Here is a 15,705-nt window from a genome sequence, read left to right on the forward strand (position 1 = left end):
AGACTGCGGCGACCGGTCAGCCGGTCGCCGCAGTCCTCGTCTCTGCTGCGGTCGCACATGGCCAGGCTCTAGCAGGTAAGCGTGTTGTCTGCCCCAGGGTCGACGTTCAACGTGGCGGCGAGGCGCCGGTACGCCTCGACCCGTGCCCGCACCTGCGCCGGGTTCCCGCCACCGCATTCCAGCGCACCGTTGATGGTCCTGATCGTCTCGCCGAATCCCCCGCCACCGGTGATCGCGGAGTGCGCGGTCGTCGTGCCGGCGCCGGACTGGGTCATCCAGAACCACAACGCGGTCTGCCACGCCACCGACGAGTCGGTCTTCACCAGGTCGGGCTGGTTGAGCAGGTCCAGCCCGAGCGCATCACCCGCGGCCTTGTAGTTGGTGTTCCAGCTGAGCTGGATCGGCCCGCGCCCGTGGTAGGCCGTCTGTCCGGCCGGGCATCCGTAGGGCTGGCCGCTGTCGCAGTAGTTCCCCCAGGCAGCCCGGTTTATCTCCTCGACGTGCACCAGACCACCGGATTCGTGGTCGATGTTGGCCAGGAAGGCGGCAAGTTCCCGCTTGCGGGTCTGCGCGTTCCCCGTGCTCGCGAAGGCGGGAAACTTGCGCATCGCGTCGGTCAGTCCGGCGTAGCTGTAGAAGGAGTTCCGGCCGGGAAACATGGCAGCAAAGTCCGACCCGCTGAGCAGCGTCTCCCCGTCCGCGTCCGGGGAGCCCTCCGGCTCCTCCGATCCGGACGACGCGGTCGCGTCCGGATCCGGCGCTGAGGCGTCCGCGTCGGCATCCGTGTCGGCGTCGGCGTCAGGTTCGTCGTCATCGGTGGTGTACTTCGCGAAGAGCCCGCGAATCTGGAACGGATAGCTGCCCAGGGCGAGGACGGGCATGCCGCCCTGGACCTTCACACCTTCGAGACCGATGTCCCAGGCCATCAGGGTCAGGGTCAGATGGTCGCCGACCGCCTCGCGCTCCGTCAGCAGCCGCCTGGTCTCCGTGGCCAGATGGCAGAAGTAACGGGCGTGGGCGTGGATCGAATCCTCCGCGTCGAGCACCGACGCATCGCCGCTGTCGTCGTCGTCCTCGCCGAACTCCTCGAACACTTCGGGCGTCAGCTGGGAGAGTCCCGCCCTCCCCTGCGGGCCTTCCAGCTCCGCGTCGAACCCGGACGCGTGATCGATCTGGGCCGCGATGATCACGGGGGTGAGCAGGTCGCACTTCCTGGCGGCGGCCTTGATCGGTGCCACCAGGTTCTGGTCCGGCACCTCAGTCCCGTCGAAGGTGCCCCGGCCGTCTCCGCCCGCCAACTGGATCAGCGCGTTGGTACTGGTCGCCGGCTCGCTGGCGGCTGCGGAGTCGGGTGCGGATGAGGTCATCTGTGACCCGCCGGCCATCGCGAAGATGACCAGCAGGACGATCAGCGCCAACATCGCCAGCACCACCAGCGGGAACATCCCTACCACCGAGATGATCAGCCAGAGCAGCTGCGCCGAGTCGAACTTGGTCAGCGACTTCGTCGCCTGACCGGCCGCGCGCACCTTCCCGAGTGCCATGGCGGTCAGCCGACCTGACGGGAATCGCGGCGCTGCCACCTCGCCGCGGCACGTTCGGTGATGGCCTGCACCTCGGCCTTCGCCGCCACCGCGATCGGCCCGGCATGGGGCTCCCGATACCAGGGGCGTAGCTGGATCAGGGCCGGCCGGATTCCGGTTGCCAGCAACAGGGCGGTGCCCTTCGGCAGAGCCCGGATCTTGTCCGCCGGCAGCACCTGCTCCTGCCGGTACGACACCGACCGCGACGACCCGTCCCGGGAACGGGAGTAGCTCGGGGTACGCACATCGTGCTGGCCGACCAGCTTGGCGACCTTGTCGACAAAGTCGGCGTCGTCCAGTCCGGCACCGAGCAGTTTGATGGTGGCCGCGCTCCACAGCGCGTCCATCCCCACCTCGCCCCAGACCCGGACGCCCTGCCGATAGCTCTGTAACAGGGTCACCACGCTGATCCCCCGGGAGCCGAGGTGGCTGTAGAGGTCGGGCAGGTCGGAGATGCGGCAGACGTTGGCGGCCTCGTCCAGAACGGCGGTCATCGGCGGATCCAGCCGCCCGCCCATGCGCTCGGCAGCCACCACTCCGGCACGGATCACGGCATCCGCCAGGCCGGCGGTCACCCCGGCGGCGGAGCCGCCACCGTCCTTGGAGAGCAGGTAGAGGGTGTCGCGGCCGAGGACGTGTTCGTCCGGAATGAACTGCGGCAGCTGCGGATCAGGGCTCACCCAGGCCACGATCTCCGGATCGAGCAGGCAGGCGACGCACTGCCGGGCGGTCTCGTAGATGCCGTCGCGGGTCTCGACGGCGCCGCGCACCGTGCCCTGCAACTGGTCGGCCATGGCCGTCATCTCAAGGTCGCGGAGCAGGTCGATCGGCGTACGGTCGGCGGGGTCGGCGAGCCAGGCCAGCATCTCGTTTATGGATGCACCACTGCGGGAGGCGGCGAGGAAGAGCGCGGTAAGCGTGTTCTGGGCCGCCGCGATCCAGAAGTCCTTCTTGGACGAGTCGTCGTTGACGGAGCTGACGAAGTGCCCGGCCAGCCGTCGGGCTCCCTCGATGGTGTCGCATCCGCTGAGCATGTCCCACCACATCTCGCGCTCGGCGTACGCGATGCCCTGCGGGTCGAAGGTCCAGACCAGGCCGGCCCTCGACCGCTCCTGCCGGGTGACGGTGAACACGTCGGACTTGTTCGACGTCAACAGGACCGCTCCGGGCGCCCGTAGGACACGTGGCACGGCGATACCTGTGGACTTGCCGGAGCGCGGAGCCATCAGGTCCAGCTCGACGTCCTCGTAGGAGGAGCGCAGCTCCGGTCCGGCCGGCACGAGGTCACCGAGTAGGTTGCCGGTGTCATCCGGGCGTAGCCGGGAGACGCCCTTCAGCCCGGGACGCAACTCACGGGCGCGAGCCTCGATTCCCTTGCCCGTCAGGGCGCTGAGTTCAGCGGCCCGGGCGAGGCCACGGGGCTGCCGGAGGTGGCGGACGAGCCCACGGATGAGGCCGGCCACCGGCGCGGACCCGAGCAGGACGAGCGTGACCGCCCCGCCATAGGCCAGGTGGGACGGCAGCCCCGGCCAGACCTCCTCGGTGGCACCGCCGAGCAGGTTGAGATAGACGTCCATCGTGAAGGGCGGCAGCTGCCAGCCGTGCCCGGTGAGCACTGCGGCGAGGGTGCCACCGAGCCACAGCAACACGAAGATCACCAGGTTGAGCAGCGCGACTCCGGGAATCAGCCACGGCAGGTAATCGCCGCCGATCCCACCCGGGCGGCTCACCGACGCCCCGGTTCGTCATGTCGCCGGTGGGCCTGAACTGTGGTAACGGCTCCGAGGTGGGGTAGGTCTCCGCCGGTCACCGCGCGCACCAAGGCGGCCCGCTCGGCCAGCAGCCGTTCCGCCTCACCGTTGGCGATCCAGCGGGTGTTCGTATCGTGCAGGTGGCGTTCGGCGTCGGTGATCGCGACCCGGATCGGGATACCGGGACGACCGCCTACCTTGATCAAGAACCGGCCCCGGCCGGGCGGTTCCTCGTTTCCGCCGTCCTGGGCCCAGCCCGGCGGTGACGACCAGGACGAGACCAGCTCGATCTCACGCCGGGACAGCCCCACCACCCGGCCCAGATCCTCCATCTCGGCTCGGGGCAGACCGGCGCAGGCCACCATGCCGGCGCGCTCGACGAAACCCCGGGCCTTGGCCTTGTCCGCCTCCGACCCCAGCGCCTCGGCGTCCTTCAACGTGTGGGTGATCTTCGCGTCGGCGAGACCGAGCGACCGGTTCAACCGGGTGAGGGCGTCGATCCGATCGACGATGCCCGAGGCCGCGCGCAACGGTCGCCACAGTTCGTCGAGAACTGTGAAGAACCAGCGCCGGGGTGCTAGTCCCGCGTCGGCCAGGGCGTGTGAGGCGGCCACCGTACCCAGACCGTCCGACCATGCCGCGAGCATCGCGGCGGCGGTCAACTGCCCGTCCGCCTCACCGATGCGGGAGATGTCGATGCAAACCGCGGTGGCGTCCGGGTCGATCCTGGTCGAGGTCTGCGCGGCGAAGGTGTCACCCAGCGGGCCGTCGAGGATGCCGAGCAGTGATCGGTGCAGCGGGTCCACGGCGTCGCGGTAGCGGGCCTCCTGCCCACGGTCGAGGGTCACCTGCCGCACCCGAGGCGGCCCCTCCTCCAGCACGGTGAGCAGGTCGGGCAGCCGGAAGGTCTGCCCCACCGTGGTGCGTTCGCGCAGGTGGCGAAGGCAGGCGGAGAGCACCGACTGCTCGTGGTCACTGATCGGCGTGCCCCGGACGATGGTGAGCAACGCCGCGACCATGTTGAGGACGCGGCCATGGGTCTCGGCGGCCAGTGCCTGCCCCGCCTGCCCACCGATCCGCGCCGCCGCCATACCCATCGCACCCGGGTCCAGGATGTTCAGTCCCCCGACGCCACGGGCGATGGAGATGACCTGACCGCCGAGGGCCCGAACGGTGTCGGCGTAGTCGGGTTTCAGGTCACCGAGCACCAGCGGCACCACGCCCTGGGCGCTCAGCCCGATCAGCATCCGGTTGATCAGCGTCGACTTGCCGAGACCGGGCATCCCCAGCATGAACAGCGACGGGTTGGAGATGTACCGGGCCCGGGTGAACCAGTTGAGCGGGTCACCGCAGACGGTCGCCCCGGAGTGCAGGTGCTGTCCGAGCGGGATGCCGGTCATCGGTGCGCCGGAGCCGGAGGCGAAGGGCCAGAGCCCACATGCCTGCACGGTGGTGGCCCGCCACATGGTGGGCGGATCCAACGGTGCCACCCGACCTCCGCCGAGGAGGTACGAGCCACGGTGCGGCACGGCGTCGTCCGTGTTGGCCTTGGCCAGCCGCCGCAGATACCGCTGCTCGGCTGCCTCCTGCTGGGCCTGCTGTCGGCGGGCCCGCCGCAGCGCCCGGGGAGTCTGGCTGCCTGTCTCGTCGGGTTCCCGGTCCTGTGCCTCCGCCGCCGGTACCACCAGGTCGGACATCGCCGTGACCGATCCGGAGGCGTGTCTCGGCCAGCCGGCACCGAGATCCGGCGGCCGGGCACCGCCGGTGGGCGTCACAACGCCTCCCGCAACTCGTGCGGAATCATCGTCTGCTCCCAGGGCAGGATGCCGACCGGAAGGGCGCAGGAGAACGCGGCAGCCTGCATCCGGTCGGCCGGGCGCATCGCGATGCGGGTGGCGCCCAGCAGGTTCCGCATGGTCACGTCGGCTTCCCGGGCGTCGGCGACCGAGTCGACGGTAAGCGTCACCAACATCGAGAACTCCACCAGACCCGCGCCGGACGCCTCTTCCGCCGCCGTCTGCTCGGCGGCCTCGATCTCGGAGATTGCACGGGCCCGGACCAGGCCACGGGTCGAGTTGGCCATGAACTGGGCGTTCCGACGATCCGACTCGACGATCTTGGCGGAGGTCGCCGGGTCGATCGGACGGTAGACCAGGGCCACCCGTTTGCGGCGGACGCCAAGTGCCGGGTCCAGCAGGCTACGCAGCACGCCGGATCGCACGGTGCCGCGTGGTGCCAGGGTCAGCAGCCAGCTACGGGAGATCCCGGAGTCGTGCTGGTAGTGGGTGACCGTCTCGACGGCGGCGGCCGGGCCGGCGTCGGCCCACTCAAGCCCGGTGCCGCCGTGTTGGGCGCGAACGTCGAGCACCTCTGCGGCGACGGCCGGGTCGTACGCGACGCGGATCACCTCGGCGATCCGCTCGGCCGACAGCGGCTCCGCCGAGCCGCCACCCGCCGCGACCAGCCCACCGAGCACACCCGGCAGCCGCAGCGCCAGGTCGGCGAGCATCGCGTCGTGGTCCCGCCGGGCCCCACCGGGAGCCGAGTAGGTGAGGGTGAGGAAGGTGTTCATCTCCGACGACGCGTCCGGGTACGTCTGCACCACCTCCTCCATCACGGCCCGCGCGGCGAGCGGTGCGTTCGGGGAGAGGCGGCCCAGCACCTCGGTGGCGAGGCGGGTGCCCGGATCCGGTGCGGTCTCGATCACCACCGAGGCGCCCCGCAGTCCGGGCTCGTGCGACAGCCGGGACAGCCACTCGCCCCAGAGCGCCACCCAGGTGTCGACCTGGTCGGGGTCGACGAGCGAACCACCGTCCGGCTCGCAGCTGAGCACGATGGTGTACTGGTTGCGGTTGCGGTGGTGGAGCACTCCGAACGGGCGGTCGTACGGGTCGCGTCCCTCGATCATGGTCACCCGGCTCAGCAGCCCGGGTGGACGGAACCGGCCACCCGGGCGCGTCGAGAGCGGTCCGGCGGCGTACAGGTGCTGCCGCTTGGACCTCCGGCGTAGCCAACCGATCCGGACGGCCGCCATGTCGTAGACGTTGCGCCCGTCCTGAGTACGGAGCGCCAGTGGCGCCAGCAGCACCGCGAACGGCAGCCCCACCACCACCGCCGCGTTCAGCGACACCATTGAGGAGATCAGGACCAGCACCAGCGCACCGAACAGGCCGACGGTCCCGACCAGGCCCAACGAGCCCAGCCCGGCCTTGCGGGGGCGACGCCAGTTGCCGTACGTCGGTGTCTTGAGGGATTCCGCTGTCGTACTCACCATGAACCTCTTCCTCCGTCCCCGGCGTCAGTTCGTGTCGTCATGTCTGTCGGGCAGCGCTCCGCTGGCGATGTTTCCGGCGTGCCGGTGGGCGCTGGTCGCGGCGCGGGCGCCCACCTGCACCGCCGAGGCAGCGGCACCGACCGTCGCGGCCGCGACGCCTACCGCGCCCCGGGCGATCTGCCCGGATCTCGATCCACCGCCGGATCCGCTGGAACCGCCGCCGCCGGAGCCACCGGATGAGCCGCCACCGGAACCGCCACCGGAGCCACCGGACGGGCCGCCGCCGGACCCACCTGCCGGGCGACCGCCGCCCGACGCGCCGCCCGGTGACGAACTGCCACCGCTCGGCCCCCGGGACCTGCCGGAGCGAGCCGCCGAGGCGGCGCCGCCAGCGATCTTCTTCGCCCCGCTCGCGACCGCTCCGGCCGCGGCGGCACCGGCACCGGCGCCCGCGCCGACGCCGTCGCGCGCGCCGAGGCTCGCCATCGCGGGCACCACCAGACGCATCAGCGCGGGGAGCGCGACCGCGGCCATCAGCAGGACGGCGACACCGGCGAGCTTGTAGTGCTTGGCGCTGTCCGCGTCCGCCACGTCGTCGGTGGCGCCGATCATGGCAGCACCCGAATACATGATCAGCCCGACCACCGGTTTGAAGGCCAGCCAGGCGACCATCCAGGCGATGTGCTTGCGCCACCACCCCCCGCCCCATTCGGACATCGAGGCCGCGGCGGCCAACGGTAGCGTGCCGGTGAGCAGAACCATCACGCCGAGCCGGATGTACATCAGGATGACGTGGATGCAACCGGCGATCAGCAGCAGCAGCCCGATGATGATCAGCAGAAAGGCGGTGAGGCCGTCCGTACCGCAGTTGGCGATCAGCTTGAGCTGCGCCTTGATGCCCTCTTCGTAGAGATGCTGCGAGTAGGCGTCCGCCTCGCTGGCGAGCCAGTTGACCACCCACCACGCGGCGATCACGGTGAGCACCATGCGGACCAGGCCCATGAGCGCCACCACGAGGGGCTGCCCCTTGCGTTCCAGTGCCGTCCGGAAGGCCGCCGCCAGCAGCGACGCCACTGCGATCGTCACGACCAGCCAGTCGGTCTGCAGGTGGATGCTGTCGTTCAGGCTCTCGTCGCCGACGGTGGGAATGTCGCCGAGGTTGGCGAAGAGTTCGACCGCCGCGCCCAGGATGGCGGCGGCGATGTCACTGAGGATGCCGTCGATCCCCCGTTCGAAGAAGCCGACGACCTGGCCGATGGTGCCGATGTAGACGGCGTCACCGGTGGCGCACTCCGCCATGTCACACCTCGTTCCACAGCACGAAGCCGACGAGGGAGATGACGGGATTGACCCGGCTGTACAGGCCGCCGGAGTTCAGCGGCCGGAGTTGCCAGTCCACCCCGTTCCAGTCGACGATGTAGTCGACCGAGGCGTAGAGCGCCTTCGCCTGCCGGACCAGCACCCGGATGGTGGCGGTGCTCGGCGAGTACGTCAGCACGAGGAACCCGGCCAGGGCGTTGTTGGTCTGCACCGGTCCGGTCTCCGGCATCGAGGCCCGCATCGCGTCGAAGTAGTCCCGCCCCAACCCGGGTACGAGTTGCTGCCGGCTGACCGTCCGCCAGTCAGGTCCACTCATCTGGCGGGAGATGGTGTGCGCCGCCATCACCGCCCCCATCGGGGTGTGCGCGAAACACCACAGCAGCGGACCGGTGGTCTTCAACGGACCTGCCGAAGCGGAGACCGGAGTCTGCGCCCCGTTCAGCGGTCTCCAGGTGATGTCCCTGGGCGTCTCGCTCGGCAGCCGCTGTGCGGAGTCGTCGGTACGGCAGTCCTGCGGCCGGGCACCGTCCGAGCCGAGCGCGCCGATCACCGGCCCGGCGGGCGCCGCCCCCCTTGAGTTGGCGTCACGGCCACCGCTCAGCGCCGCGACGGTGCCGGTACAGAGGGCGAGGGCGAGGAAAGCGGCCGACAGCTGCCAGCGGCGGTGCTGCCAGAACGGCCTCTCCTCCTCCGTGTCGTCGTCGGATGCGTATCGCAGTCTCATGACACCTATCGCTTTCGACGGATTCGGGTACGCGATCGTGTGCCGGCCCGGCTCGCTGTGGCCGCAGCCGGCTGGCTCAGTTGCTGTCGCCGCCACCGCCGAAGAGCCAGGAAACGATCGGCCCGGCCATGGCCACCAGGATGCAGCCGCCCAGCACCATGCCGAGGCGGCTCATGTGCTCCGAACTCTCGCCCCGCTTGTGCGAGATGGCCATGACCGCACCGGTGGCCAGGATGCCGACGACACCTGCCGCCGTTCCCACCCAGGCGATGAGGCCGAGCGCCTGCTCGACCTTGGTGGCGAGGCCGTCCGGCAGTGAGCCACCGATCGAGGGCTGCGGGACTGAGCCACCGCCATCGGGATCGTCGGGCGCCCGGAGCACGGAGATAAGAAGAATGCTCCGGTGGTAGATGTCGGGGAGGATCATCGTGTCTCCTTCGAATCAGGATCATCGTTTATGCCAAGGGCTCGGGCTGGTGCCCCGGACGGGAGTCACCCGGTCACGTCGAGCCACGCCATGATCGGGCCGGCTGTGGTCGCCACCAGGCACGCCACAAGGACGAAGGCCAGGTGTTTCACATAGTCGGTCCGCTCCTCGAGAGCACCGCGACGCACCTGCGACGCCAGGGTCGCGGCGGTGATGAGCAGGCCGGCCACGGCGGCGGCACTCACCAGCCACGCCATGAAGCCGAGCAGTTTCGAGACCGCCTTGTCCGGATTGGTATTGACCGTGTACGCCTCGATGGCCGGCGGTGAGAACCTGACGCTGTTGATCGGGGTGTCACACTCGAACTTCCCGGCGTGCAGGACGCCCGAAATCGTGCAGCTCGTCGCCCCGGTGATCTCGATGTTGTCCTTGGTGACCGACTCGCCGGCAAGGCCGGTGTGCATCTCGACGTCCATCTTCACCGTGTCGCCCTCCGTGTACGGGGCGGACAGGTCGTAGGAGCCGTTCGTCGAGTTCCTCTTTCCGGTGCAGATGCGGTCGCTGCCGTTGCCGCGCGGCCGGGCCATGGTGGTGGTCGTCTTGAGGCAGAGGGTGTAGAAGTAGATGGCACCGCCGCCGTGGATTCTCACGGTGTAGCTGTCCTCGGCCGCCAACGCGGCCGAGGGTGCCAGCAGGCCCACCCCCAACACGGTGACGACGACAGCCGCCGTGCTCCGGACCATCCTGGTCACGGCTGTCTCCGTCGCTCGCCGTGGGTGTCCACCACCGTGGCCAGGCGGGACAGTTGCCGGGGCGGCCGCTTCGGCTCCGCACCCACCCGGTACGACGGGATCCACGGCAGCCGGTGCACCGGGGCGATCGACCGCAGCAGCCGGATCCGGCCGAGCAGCGTCGGCGGAAGCCGGCCGGGAGCGTCGGCGATCAACACCACCCCGACCAGTCGCATCCCGGTCGGGTGCCGACCCTCGCGCAATGCGTTCAATGCTCGCGAGACCGCCCGCAACCCGTCCAGGTTCGTCCGCCCAACCACCATGACCTGGGCGGGTTCGGCAAGGGCCGGGTCCGGCCAGCGGCAGCCGATGTCGGTGCCGCCCAACAGGCGCGCGAGGGTGCTCGCACCGGCGCCGCCGTGCGCGCCGATCCACCCGATTCCGTCGTCGGAGAGGGTGTCGCGCCGGCCGGTCCGACCGCTGTCGTACGCCCGCAGGCCGATCGGCTCGTCCAGCGTCGATCCCGCGACCGGAACCCCCGACCCCCGTAGCGCTACCGATCCGTTGCCCATCCGCCTCACCTCCCTTCCTGCTCGCCAGCTGCGATCACCAGCCACCGATGTGGCACTGGCGACGGCCGCTTAACGGCGCTACCGGCCGGTCGGTTCAGCAGAGGTTGGAACTTTTTCCCGACCTCATCCGCGGCGGCAGGGCAGCCGTCGAGGGCGGGTCTGGACGAGGTGCTCCGTCGAGCAGGGGCGCGCCAGAAGCGTCAGCGGGCCAGCCAGACGCGAAGGCGGGACGTGAGCTTCAGCGGGGAGAGGCTGGCCCTTGGGCGATCGGTGCGGTCACGATCGCGGAGCCGTCGACCAGCCCGACCGTGATGAAGGACAGCTCGGCCACCGGCAGGGACGTCTCACCGGCCACCTCCTGCGGACCGGAGGTGGCGGTCCAGTCCCGCACCACGTGCGTGGCACCGTCGCGGGTCACCGCGAAGAGGCGGTACCGCAGGCCCTGACGCAGGCCCGTGACGGTGATCCGGATCGTGGCGCTGCCCTGGTCACCAACGGTGATCGCGACGGAGAGGCTGGCGCCGTAACCGGGTGCCTCCCCGGAGGCGGTAAGCACCGGATCGGGGGACGTCGCCCACTCGCTGACCGCCACCACACCGCCGGCCAGGGCCAGGACCAGCGCTAGCGCGCCGGTCCAGAGAACCCGGCGGCGGCGCCAGGCGGTGGCCGCCGCCCCCGGGCGCGAATTTGTCGCACGCCGGCCGGGAGGACGGCTGCCGGCCGGGCGGCTGTCGGCCGGGCGGCTGTCGGCCGGACGGCTGTCGGCCGGACGGCTGTCGGCCGGACGGCTGTCGGCCGGACGGCTGTCGGCCGGACCGATCGAAGCGGTGTCAGCCGTGGACGGGGAAGCAGTGGCGGGGCCGGGCGGAGGGTGGACGGCCGGCGGGGCCGGCAGCACGGGATCGGCAGCGGGCGACGGTGCCGGCACCACCGGACCAGCGCCGGGCAGCGCCCAGTCGTCGTCGTTCAGCCCGGCCAGCCCGGCGATCGGAGGACCGATCACGGCCGCCTCGTCGAGGCACTGCCAGCAGCCGGCGAGGTGCTCCTCGAACGACTCGCGCTCAGCGTCGCCCAAGGCCCCCATGAGGTAGAGGGCAAGCCTCTCCTGCTCGGCCGTTGTGTGATCCCCGCCTGCGCGCATCCAGCCCTCTCCTCAACGGGTCGGCACCACGGGTGTTCACTGGTCTGGGCCCGGGACGGCCTGGCATCAGGACGACTCGGAAGAGCCGAGCACGGCATGTAGGGCACGCACCGCGTAGAAGGCTCTGGACTTCACCGTACCTTCGGGTATCCCCAGACGCACCGCCGCCTCGGCGACCGAGGCGCTCCGGTAGTACATCTCGTGAAGCACCGCACGATGCTCCGGGCTGATCTTCGTCAGCGCAAGCCGCACCGCGTGGGCGTTCACCACCCGGTCCATCTCGTCGTCGTTGGTCGACACCCGGTTTAGATCCGGCAGGCTGACCTCCGGCGGCCGGGCCTGCCGAGCCCGCATGGCGTCGATAGCCACGTGCCGGGCGACCGTGTAGAGCCACGGCGCGATCTTCGACGGGTCGGCGGCGAGTGTCTCCGCGTGCCGCCAGGCACGCAGGAACGTCTCCTGCACCAGATCCTCGGCAAGCTCCTGCTGCCCGAGCAGCAAACGGGTGAGGAACCGGTGCAGGGGGCGGCGGTACTCCTCGACGACCTGGTTCAGCAGTGCCGTGGCGGCGGACGGCTCGACGGCGGAACTGTCCGATAGACACGGTCCAACGGACTCGTTGGGCACCGCCGACACAGACCGCCTCCCTGACGGACGGATTGCATCCTGCCGGCCGGGTCGACGCGACGCGTCCTCGCCCCCACGGCCCTGAAACGCAGCATAGCCGCACCACGGCTGGGGCTGCGGATCGAAGGTCGATGGAGTGCTCAGCGGGCAGGCCGCGTGCAGCCCGATTGACGGCCACGCGGTTCAGCCGGTTCAGCCGGTTCAGCCGGTTCAGCCGGTTCAGCCGAAGCCCAAACTTCCGAAGGAGAAATCCGCACCGGATCTGAACGCGGGGTGGTGGAAATCCGTCACGACTGGTGTCGCCACGCCGAAAGGGATGGCCCCGTGACAACCGACCTCGTACCCAACAAGATCACCTTCGGCCGGATGCCGCGCAAGGTGCTCGCGGCCGTACTGGCCGCGCTGGCGGTGCTCGCCGCCGTCCTCGCCACCATCAACTGGAGCGTCGCTTCGGCACGCGACGACACGCTCGTCGGTGACCCGGTGAGCCAGCAGCAGATGACAGCGATCGCCGCCGCCGCCCGCTCCTGCCCGATGCTCGACCCGGCGCGGATCGCCGGACAGCTCATGGCCGAGTCGGGCCTGAACAACCGCGAGCGGCAGACCACCTCCGGCGGCCGGGGCATCGCCGGCCTCGACGACGAGGACTGGAAAACGTGGAAGCCGTGGCCGGACGCCCGACGCTCGGACATCTCCGCGAGCATCCTGGCGTTGGCCCACCAGATGTGCGACTACAGCGGTCAACTGCGGTTGGCCGGCATCAACGATGACCCGTGGCGCCTCTCAGTGGCCGCCTTCCACACCGGCCTGCCCACCGTCACCCAGGCGAAGGGGGTGCCCGCCGGTGCCGTCGAGTACGTCGACCGGGTCAGTGGATACGCCGGGTACTACGGCAAGCTGCGGCAGTTCGGCGGCAGTGGCGATCCCACTCCTACGGCCCCGCCGGTCAATGACGCGAAGGGGGTGCCCGCCAAGTACGTGCCCCTGGTGGTGGCGGCGGGATCGGTCTGCGAACAGGTGACGCCGCCGATGGTGGCCGCCCAACTGATGGCTATCTCGGGTTTCGACGCGAACCTGCTGGGGCCGACCGGGCAGCGGGGCGTCGCACAGTTCCGTCCGGAGGTGTGGCAGGCGTACGGGCCGGCCGATGGCTCGGCCTGGGATCCGGCCGTGGCGGTACCGACCGTTGGCGTCGCGATGTGTGGTCTGGTCTCGGAGCTGTCCGGTCTCGACGGTGACCCTTACCTGCTGGCGCTGGCCGCCTACCGCAACGGCCCGACCGCGGTACGGCAGACCGCCGGCACGCTCGACCAGCCGACCGAGACGTTCCTACGTGCGGTGAAGGCACTCACCGACCTCTACGTGCTCGACACCCGGCTCGGCCGCCCCACGCCGGCACCGCCGGCACCGACGACCACGGCGCCCAAGCCGAGGGAGAGCGAGTCGGCCACACCGACCGCCACGCCGACCTCGCCGACCGGCGGCCCGGAGCCCTCGGCCAGCGAGCCGAAACCGACCATTGCCGCACCGAAGTCGACCACCGCGGCACCGAAGCCGGTCCGGCCGTCCGGGATGAAGCAGATCTTCCACCCGCGTACCGGACGATGCATCAGCTCCGGCAAGACGGGTGACGGGACCCGGCTGTTGTTGAAGCCCTGCACGGAGGATCCGGCCCAGTGGTGGGAGTTCCGCAAGGACGGCACGATCCGGGCCCGTGGGCTCTGCATGGACATCGCCTGGGCCGGCTCCACGGACGGCACCGCCATCCAGGTGGCCGTCTGTAGTGGCAACGCGGCCCAGTCCTGGCAGTTGAACGACAAGGGCGGCATCATCAGCAAGCTCAACGGCAAGTCCGTCGACGTCGATATGACGGTCAAGAACGCCGACAAGCCACTTGAGCTGTGGATCTACGTTGGCAACGCCGAGCAGACCTGGCGTGAGCGGTAGCCCGCGGTCCGCGCCAACGCGACGGGGTACGGGCGAGATGCCCGTACCCCGTCGCCGTCGGTTGATCAGGTGCGGTCAGCCGAGGGCACGACGGCGACGGAGCTGGAGCGTCAGGAAGGCACCACCGCCGATGAGCGCCAGGCCGAGCAGGACCAGCGCACCGAGCCCGCCACTGCCACCGCCACTGTCCGCGCCGACCCCGAGCGGACGCTCGTCCTCGATCGGTCGGGCGACCGAGGCAGCTGGGTTGATCATCCCGGCGCCGTACCGGTCGTCGGGGGTATCGCCGCCCACCGCGTCGGCGGTGCCGTGGATCCGCTGCTCGACCTGGACGGCGTTCAGCTCCGGGTAACCGGCCCGGACGAGCGCCGCCTGACCGGCCGCGAAGGCGACAGCGAAGCGGGTACCGGTGTAGCTCAGTGGTCCCGCCTCACCCGGTCCGACGCTCGTCACGTCCGCGCCGGGAGCCACCACCTCCACGGTTTTCGGCTGGTACTCCTCGACCAACTGGTTGTCGGCGCCGATCCCCCCGACCAGCAGCAGCGCGCCGGTGGCGGACGACTCACCGGGGGCCGGGAGCGTGACGGGCCGGGTCGGTGCGCCGGCCACCACGAGCACGTCGTGGTTGAGCGCCGTGGTGAGCGAGGCGACAACCGCCGAATCGGCCAGATCCACGTGCGAGCCCAGGGCCACCACCGTCGCACCCGCGCTCACCGCCACCTCGATGGCGTTCGCCGCGTCCGTCGCCCGGCTCTTGCCGGACGCACCGACCATTCGTACCGGCAGGATCGTGGCGTCCGGCGCGAGGCCCGCCGGGACCCGGTCCTCGCCGGAGTCAGCGGCGATGATGCTCGCCATCGCGGTGCCGGTTCCGTGGCAGTCGGTGTCACCGCGCCCGTTGCCGACGGTGACGTCGGCACCGACCGCGACCCGGCCACTGAGCTGTTCGAGATCGCCGTCCACCCCGGAGTCGACCACCGCCACCATGACCCCGTTACCCCGGCTGAGGTCCCACGCTCCGTCGGCCGCCATCCGCAGCTGGGCCCAGTCCGAGCGGCTGCTCGACGCGGCCACGGCGGTGCAGCCCGGCCCCTTCGTGCCGGACGGGGACGGGCTGGCGCTGGGAGATGCGCTGGGCCGAGGGCTTCCGGATGGTTTCGCGGTGCCGGTGGGCGCCGGCCGTCTGGTCGGTTTCGTGCCGGACGGTACCTGCCCGTACTTGACTCCCTCGCCGGCGGCGTCCCACGGCAGCACCAGATACCAGCCACGGTTGAGCCGGGCCGGGTCGGTCAGGTTCGCTCCGTCCGGCTGTAACCGCCCGGCGTTCAGGTTGTAGATCTCTGCGGATCGTTCACCGCTGCCGAGAAACCGGTTCGCGATCTCTGCGAGGTTCTCCGGCTGCCCCTGGTACGTCGCGGCGACGACGTAGTACTTGACGTATGCCTGCGGGTCCGGCGGGGCCTTCTGAGCCGTCGACGGACCGGCCATGGCCACGACCAGGCAGCAGGCAACCGCCACGCCCGCGAGCAGGCGTCCAACGTTCGCCAGCACTGATCTGTCCTCCTTCGGTAGCCTGCGGCCGATCGGCGCGGCCGACACCCTCTACAG

13 protein-coding genes are annotated in these 15,705 nt (G+C 70.5%); 1 reads left to right on the forward strand and 12 read right to left on the reverse strand.

Annotation, left to right across the window (positions count from 1 at the left end; all coding sequences use genetic code 11):
- Window positions 1-68 precede the first annotated feature (68 nt).
- The 11 genes from O7601_RS03825 to O7601_RS03875 form a co-directional block, all read right to left on the reverse strand.
- Window positions 69-1,544, reverse strand: coding sequence for a glycoside hydrolase family 19 protein (locus O7601_RS03825; protein ID WP_281564882.1), 1,476 nt, complete (start codon window positions 1,542-1,544; stop codon window positions 69-71).
- Between the two features lie 5 nt (window positions 1,545-1,549).
- Window positions 1,550-3,313: a TraM recognition domain-containing protein gene (locus O7601_RS03830; protein ID WP_281564883.1), complete on the reverse strand. Its 1,764-nt coding sequence runs from the start codon at window positions 3,311-3,313 to the stop codon at window positions 1,550-1,552.
- Window positions 3,310-5,109 carry an ATP/GTP-binding protein gene (locus tag O7601_RS03835; protein WP_281564884.1) on the reverse strand — a complete coding sequence of 600 codons (1,800 nt, stop codon included), beginning with the start codon at window positions 5,107-5,109 and terminating at the stop codon, window positions 3,310-3,312. Before O7601_RS03835 ends, O7601_RS03830 begins: the two co-directional genes overlap by 4 nt.
- Window positions 5,106-6,608, reverse strand: coding sequence for an SCO6880 family protein (locus O7601_RS03840; protein ID WP_281564885.1), 1,503 nt, complete (start codon window positions 6,606-6,608; stop codon window positions 5,106-5,108). Before O7601_RS03840 ends, O7601_RS03835 begins: the two co-directional genes overlap by 4 nt.
- 24 nt (window positions 6,609-6,632) lie before the next feature.
- Window positions 6,633-7,907, reverse strand: coding sequence for a hypothetical protein (locus O7601_RS03845; protein ID WP_281564886.1), 1,275 nt, complete (start codon window positions 7,905-7,907; stop codon window positions 6,633-6,635).
- Between the two features lies 1 nt (window position 7,908).
- Window positions 7,909-8,652 carry a hypothetical protein gene (locus O7601_RS03850; protein WP_281564887.1) on the reverse strand — a complete coding sequence of 248 codons (744 nt, stop codon included), beginning with the start codon at window positions 8,650-8,652 and terminating at the stop codon, window positions 7,909-7,911.
- A gap of 76 nt (window positions 8,653-8,728) precedes the next feature.
- Window positions 8,729-9,079 (reverse strand): hypothetical protein, encoded by a 351-nt coding sequence (locus O7601_RS03855; RefSeq protein ID WP_281564888.1) that lies wholly within the window; start codon window positions 9,077-9,079, stop codon window positions 8,729-8,731.
- Window positions 9,080-9,144: 65 nt separating this feature from the next.
- Complete coding sequence (locus tag O7601_RS03860) at window positions 9,145-9,822, reverse strand: hypothetical protein (protein ID WP_281566784.1); 678 nt, start codon at window positions 9,820-9,822, stop codon at window positions 9,145-9,147.
- Between the two features lie 5 nt (window positions 9,823-9,827).
- Window positions 9,828-10,382, reverse strand: coding sequence for a hypothetical protein (locus tag O7601_RS03865; RefSeq protein ID WP_281564889.1), 555 nt, complete (start codon window positions 10,380-10,382; stop codon window positions 9,828-9,830).
- A 238-nt stretch (window positions 10,383-10,620) separates the two neighbouring features.
- Entirely contained in the window at window positions 10,621-11,523 is a 903-nt protein-coding gene (locus O7601_RS03870) for a zf-HC2 domain-containing protein (protein WP_281564890.1), read from the reverse strand.
- 66 nt (window positions 11,524-11,589) lie between these two features.
- A complete protein-coding gene (locus tag O7601_RS03875) occupies window positions 11,590-12,159 on the reverse strand; it encodes a sigma-70 family RNA polymerase sigma factor (protein ID WP_281564891.1) in 570 nt (189 codons plus the stop codon).
- A 315-nt stretch (window positions 12,160-12,474) separates the two neighbouring features.
- Between O7601_RS03875 and O7601_RS03880 the strand changes: the two genes are divergently transcribed.
- Window positions 12,475-14,097, forward strand: a complete 1,623-nt coding sequence (locus O7601_RS03880) for a ricin-type beta-trefoil lectin domain protein (RefSeq protein ID WP_281564892.1) — start codon at window positions 12,475-12,477, stop codon at window positions 14,095-14,097.
- 75 nt (window positions 14,098-14,172) lie between these two features.
- Here O7601_RS03880 and O7601_RS03885 read toward each other — a convergent pair whose 3' ends face one another.
- Entirely contained in the window at window positions 14,173-15,648 is a 1,476-nt protein-coding gene (locus O7601_RS03885; protein ID WP_281564893.1) for a S8 family serine peptidase, read from the reverse strand.
- Window positions 15,649-15,705: the final 57 nt, after the last annotated feature.

Source organism: Verrucosispora sp. WMMD573 (genome assembly GCF_027497175.1).
GTDB lineage: Bacteria > Actinomycetota > Actinomycetes > Mycobacteriales > Micromonosporaceae > Micromonospora.

Coding starts and splice junctions, on each gene's coding strand:
- O7601_RS03825 (WP_281564882.1), bottom strand. CDS start 1,544: ATGGCACTCGGGAAGGTGCGCGCGGCCGGTCAGGCGACGAAGTCGCTG.
- O7601_RS03840 (WP_281564885.1), bottom strand. CDS start 6,608: ATGGTGAGTACGACAGCGGAATCCCTCAAGACACCGACGTACGGCAAC.
- O7601_RS03845 (WP_281564886.1), bottom strand. CDS start 7,907: ATGGCGGAGTGCGCCACCGGTGACGCCGTCTACATCGGCACCATCGGC.
- O7601_RS03850 (WP_281564887.1), bottom strand. CDS start 8,652: ATGAGACTGCGATACGCATCCGACGACGACACGGAGGAGGAGAGGCCG.
- O7601_RS03855 (WP_281564888.1), bottom strand. CDS start 9,079: ATGATCCTCCCCGACATCTACCACCGGAGCATTCTTCTTATCTCCGTG.
- O7601_RS03860 (WP_281566784.1), bottom strand. CDS start 9,822: ATGGTCCGGAGCACGGCGGCTGTCGTCGTCACCGTGTTGGGGGTGGGC.
- O7601_RS03865 (WP_281564889.1), bottom strand. CDS start 10,382: ATGGGCAACGGATCGGTAGCGCTACGGGGGTCGGGGGTTCCGGTCGCG.
- O7601_RS03870 (WP_281564890.1), bottom strand. CDS start 11,523: ATGCGCGCAGGCGGGGATCACACAACGGCCGAGCAGGAGAGGCTTGCC.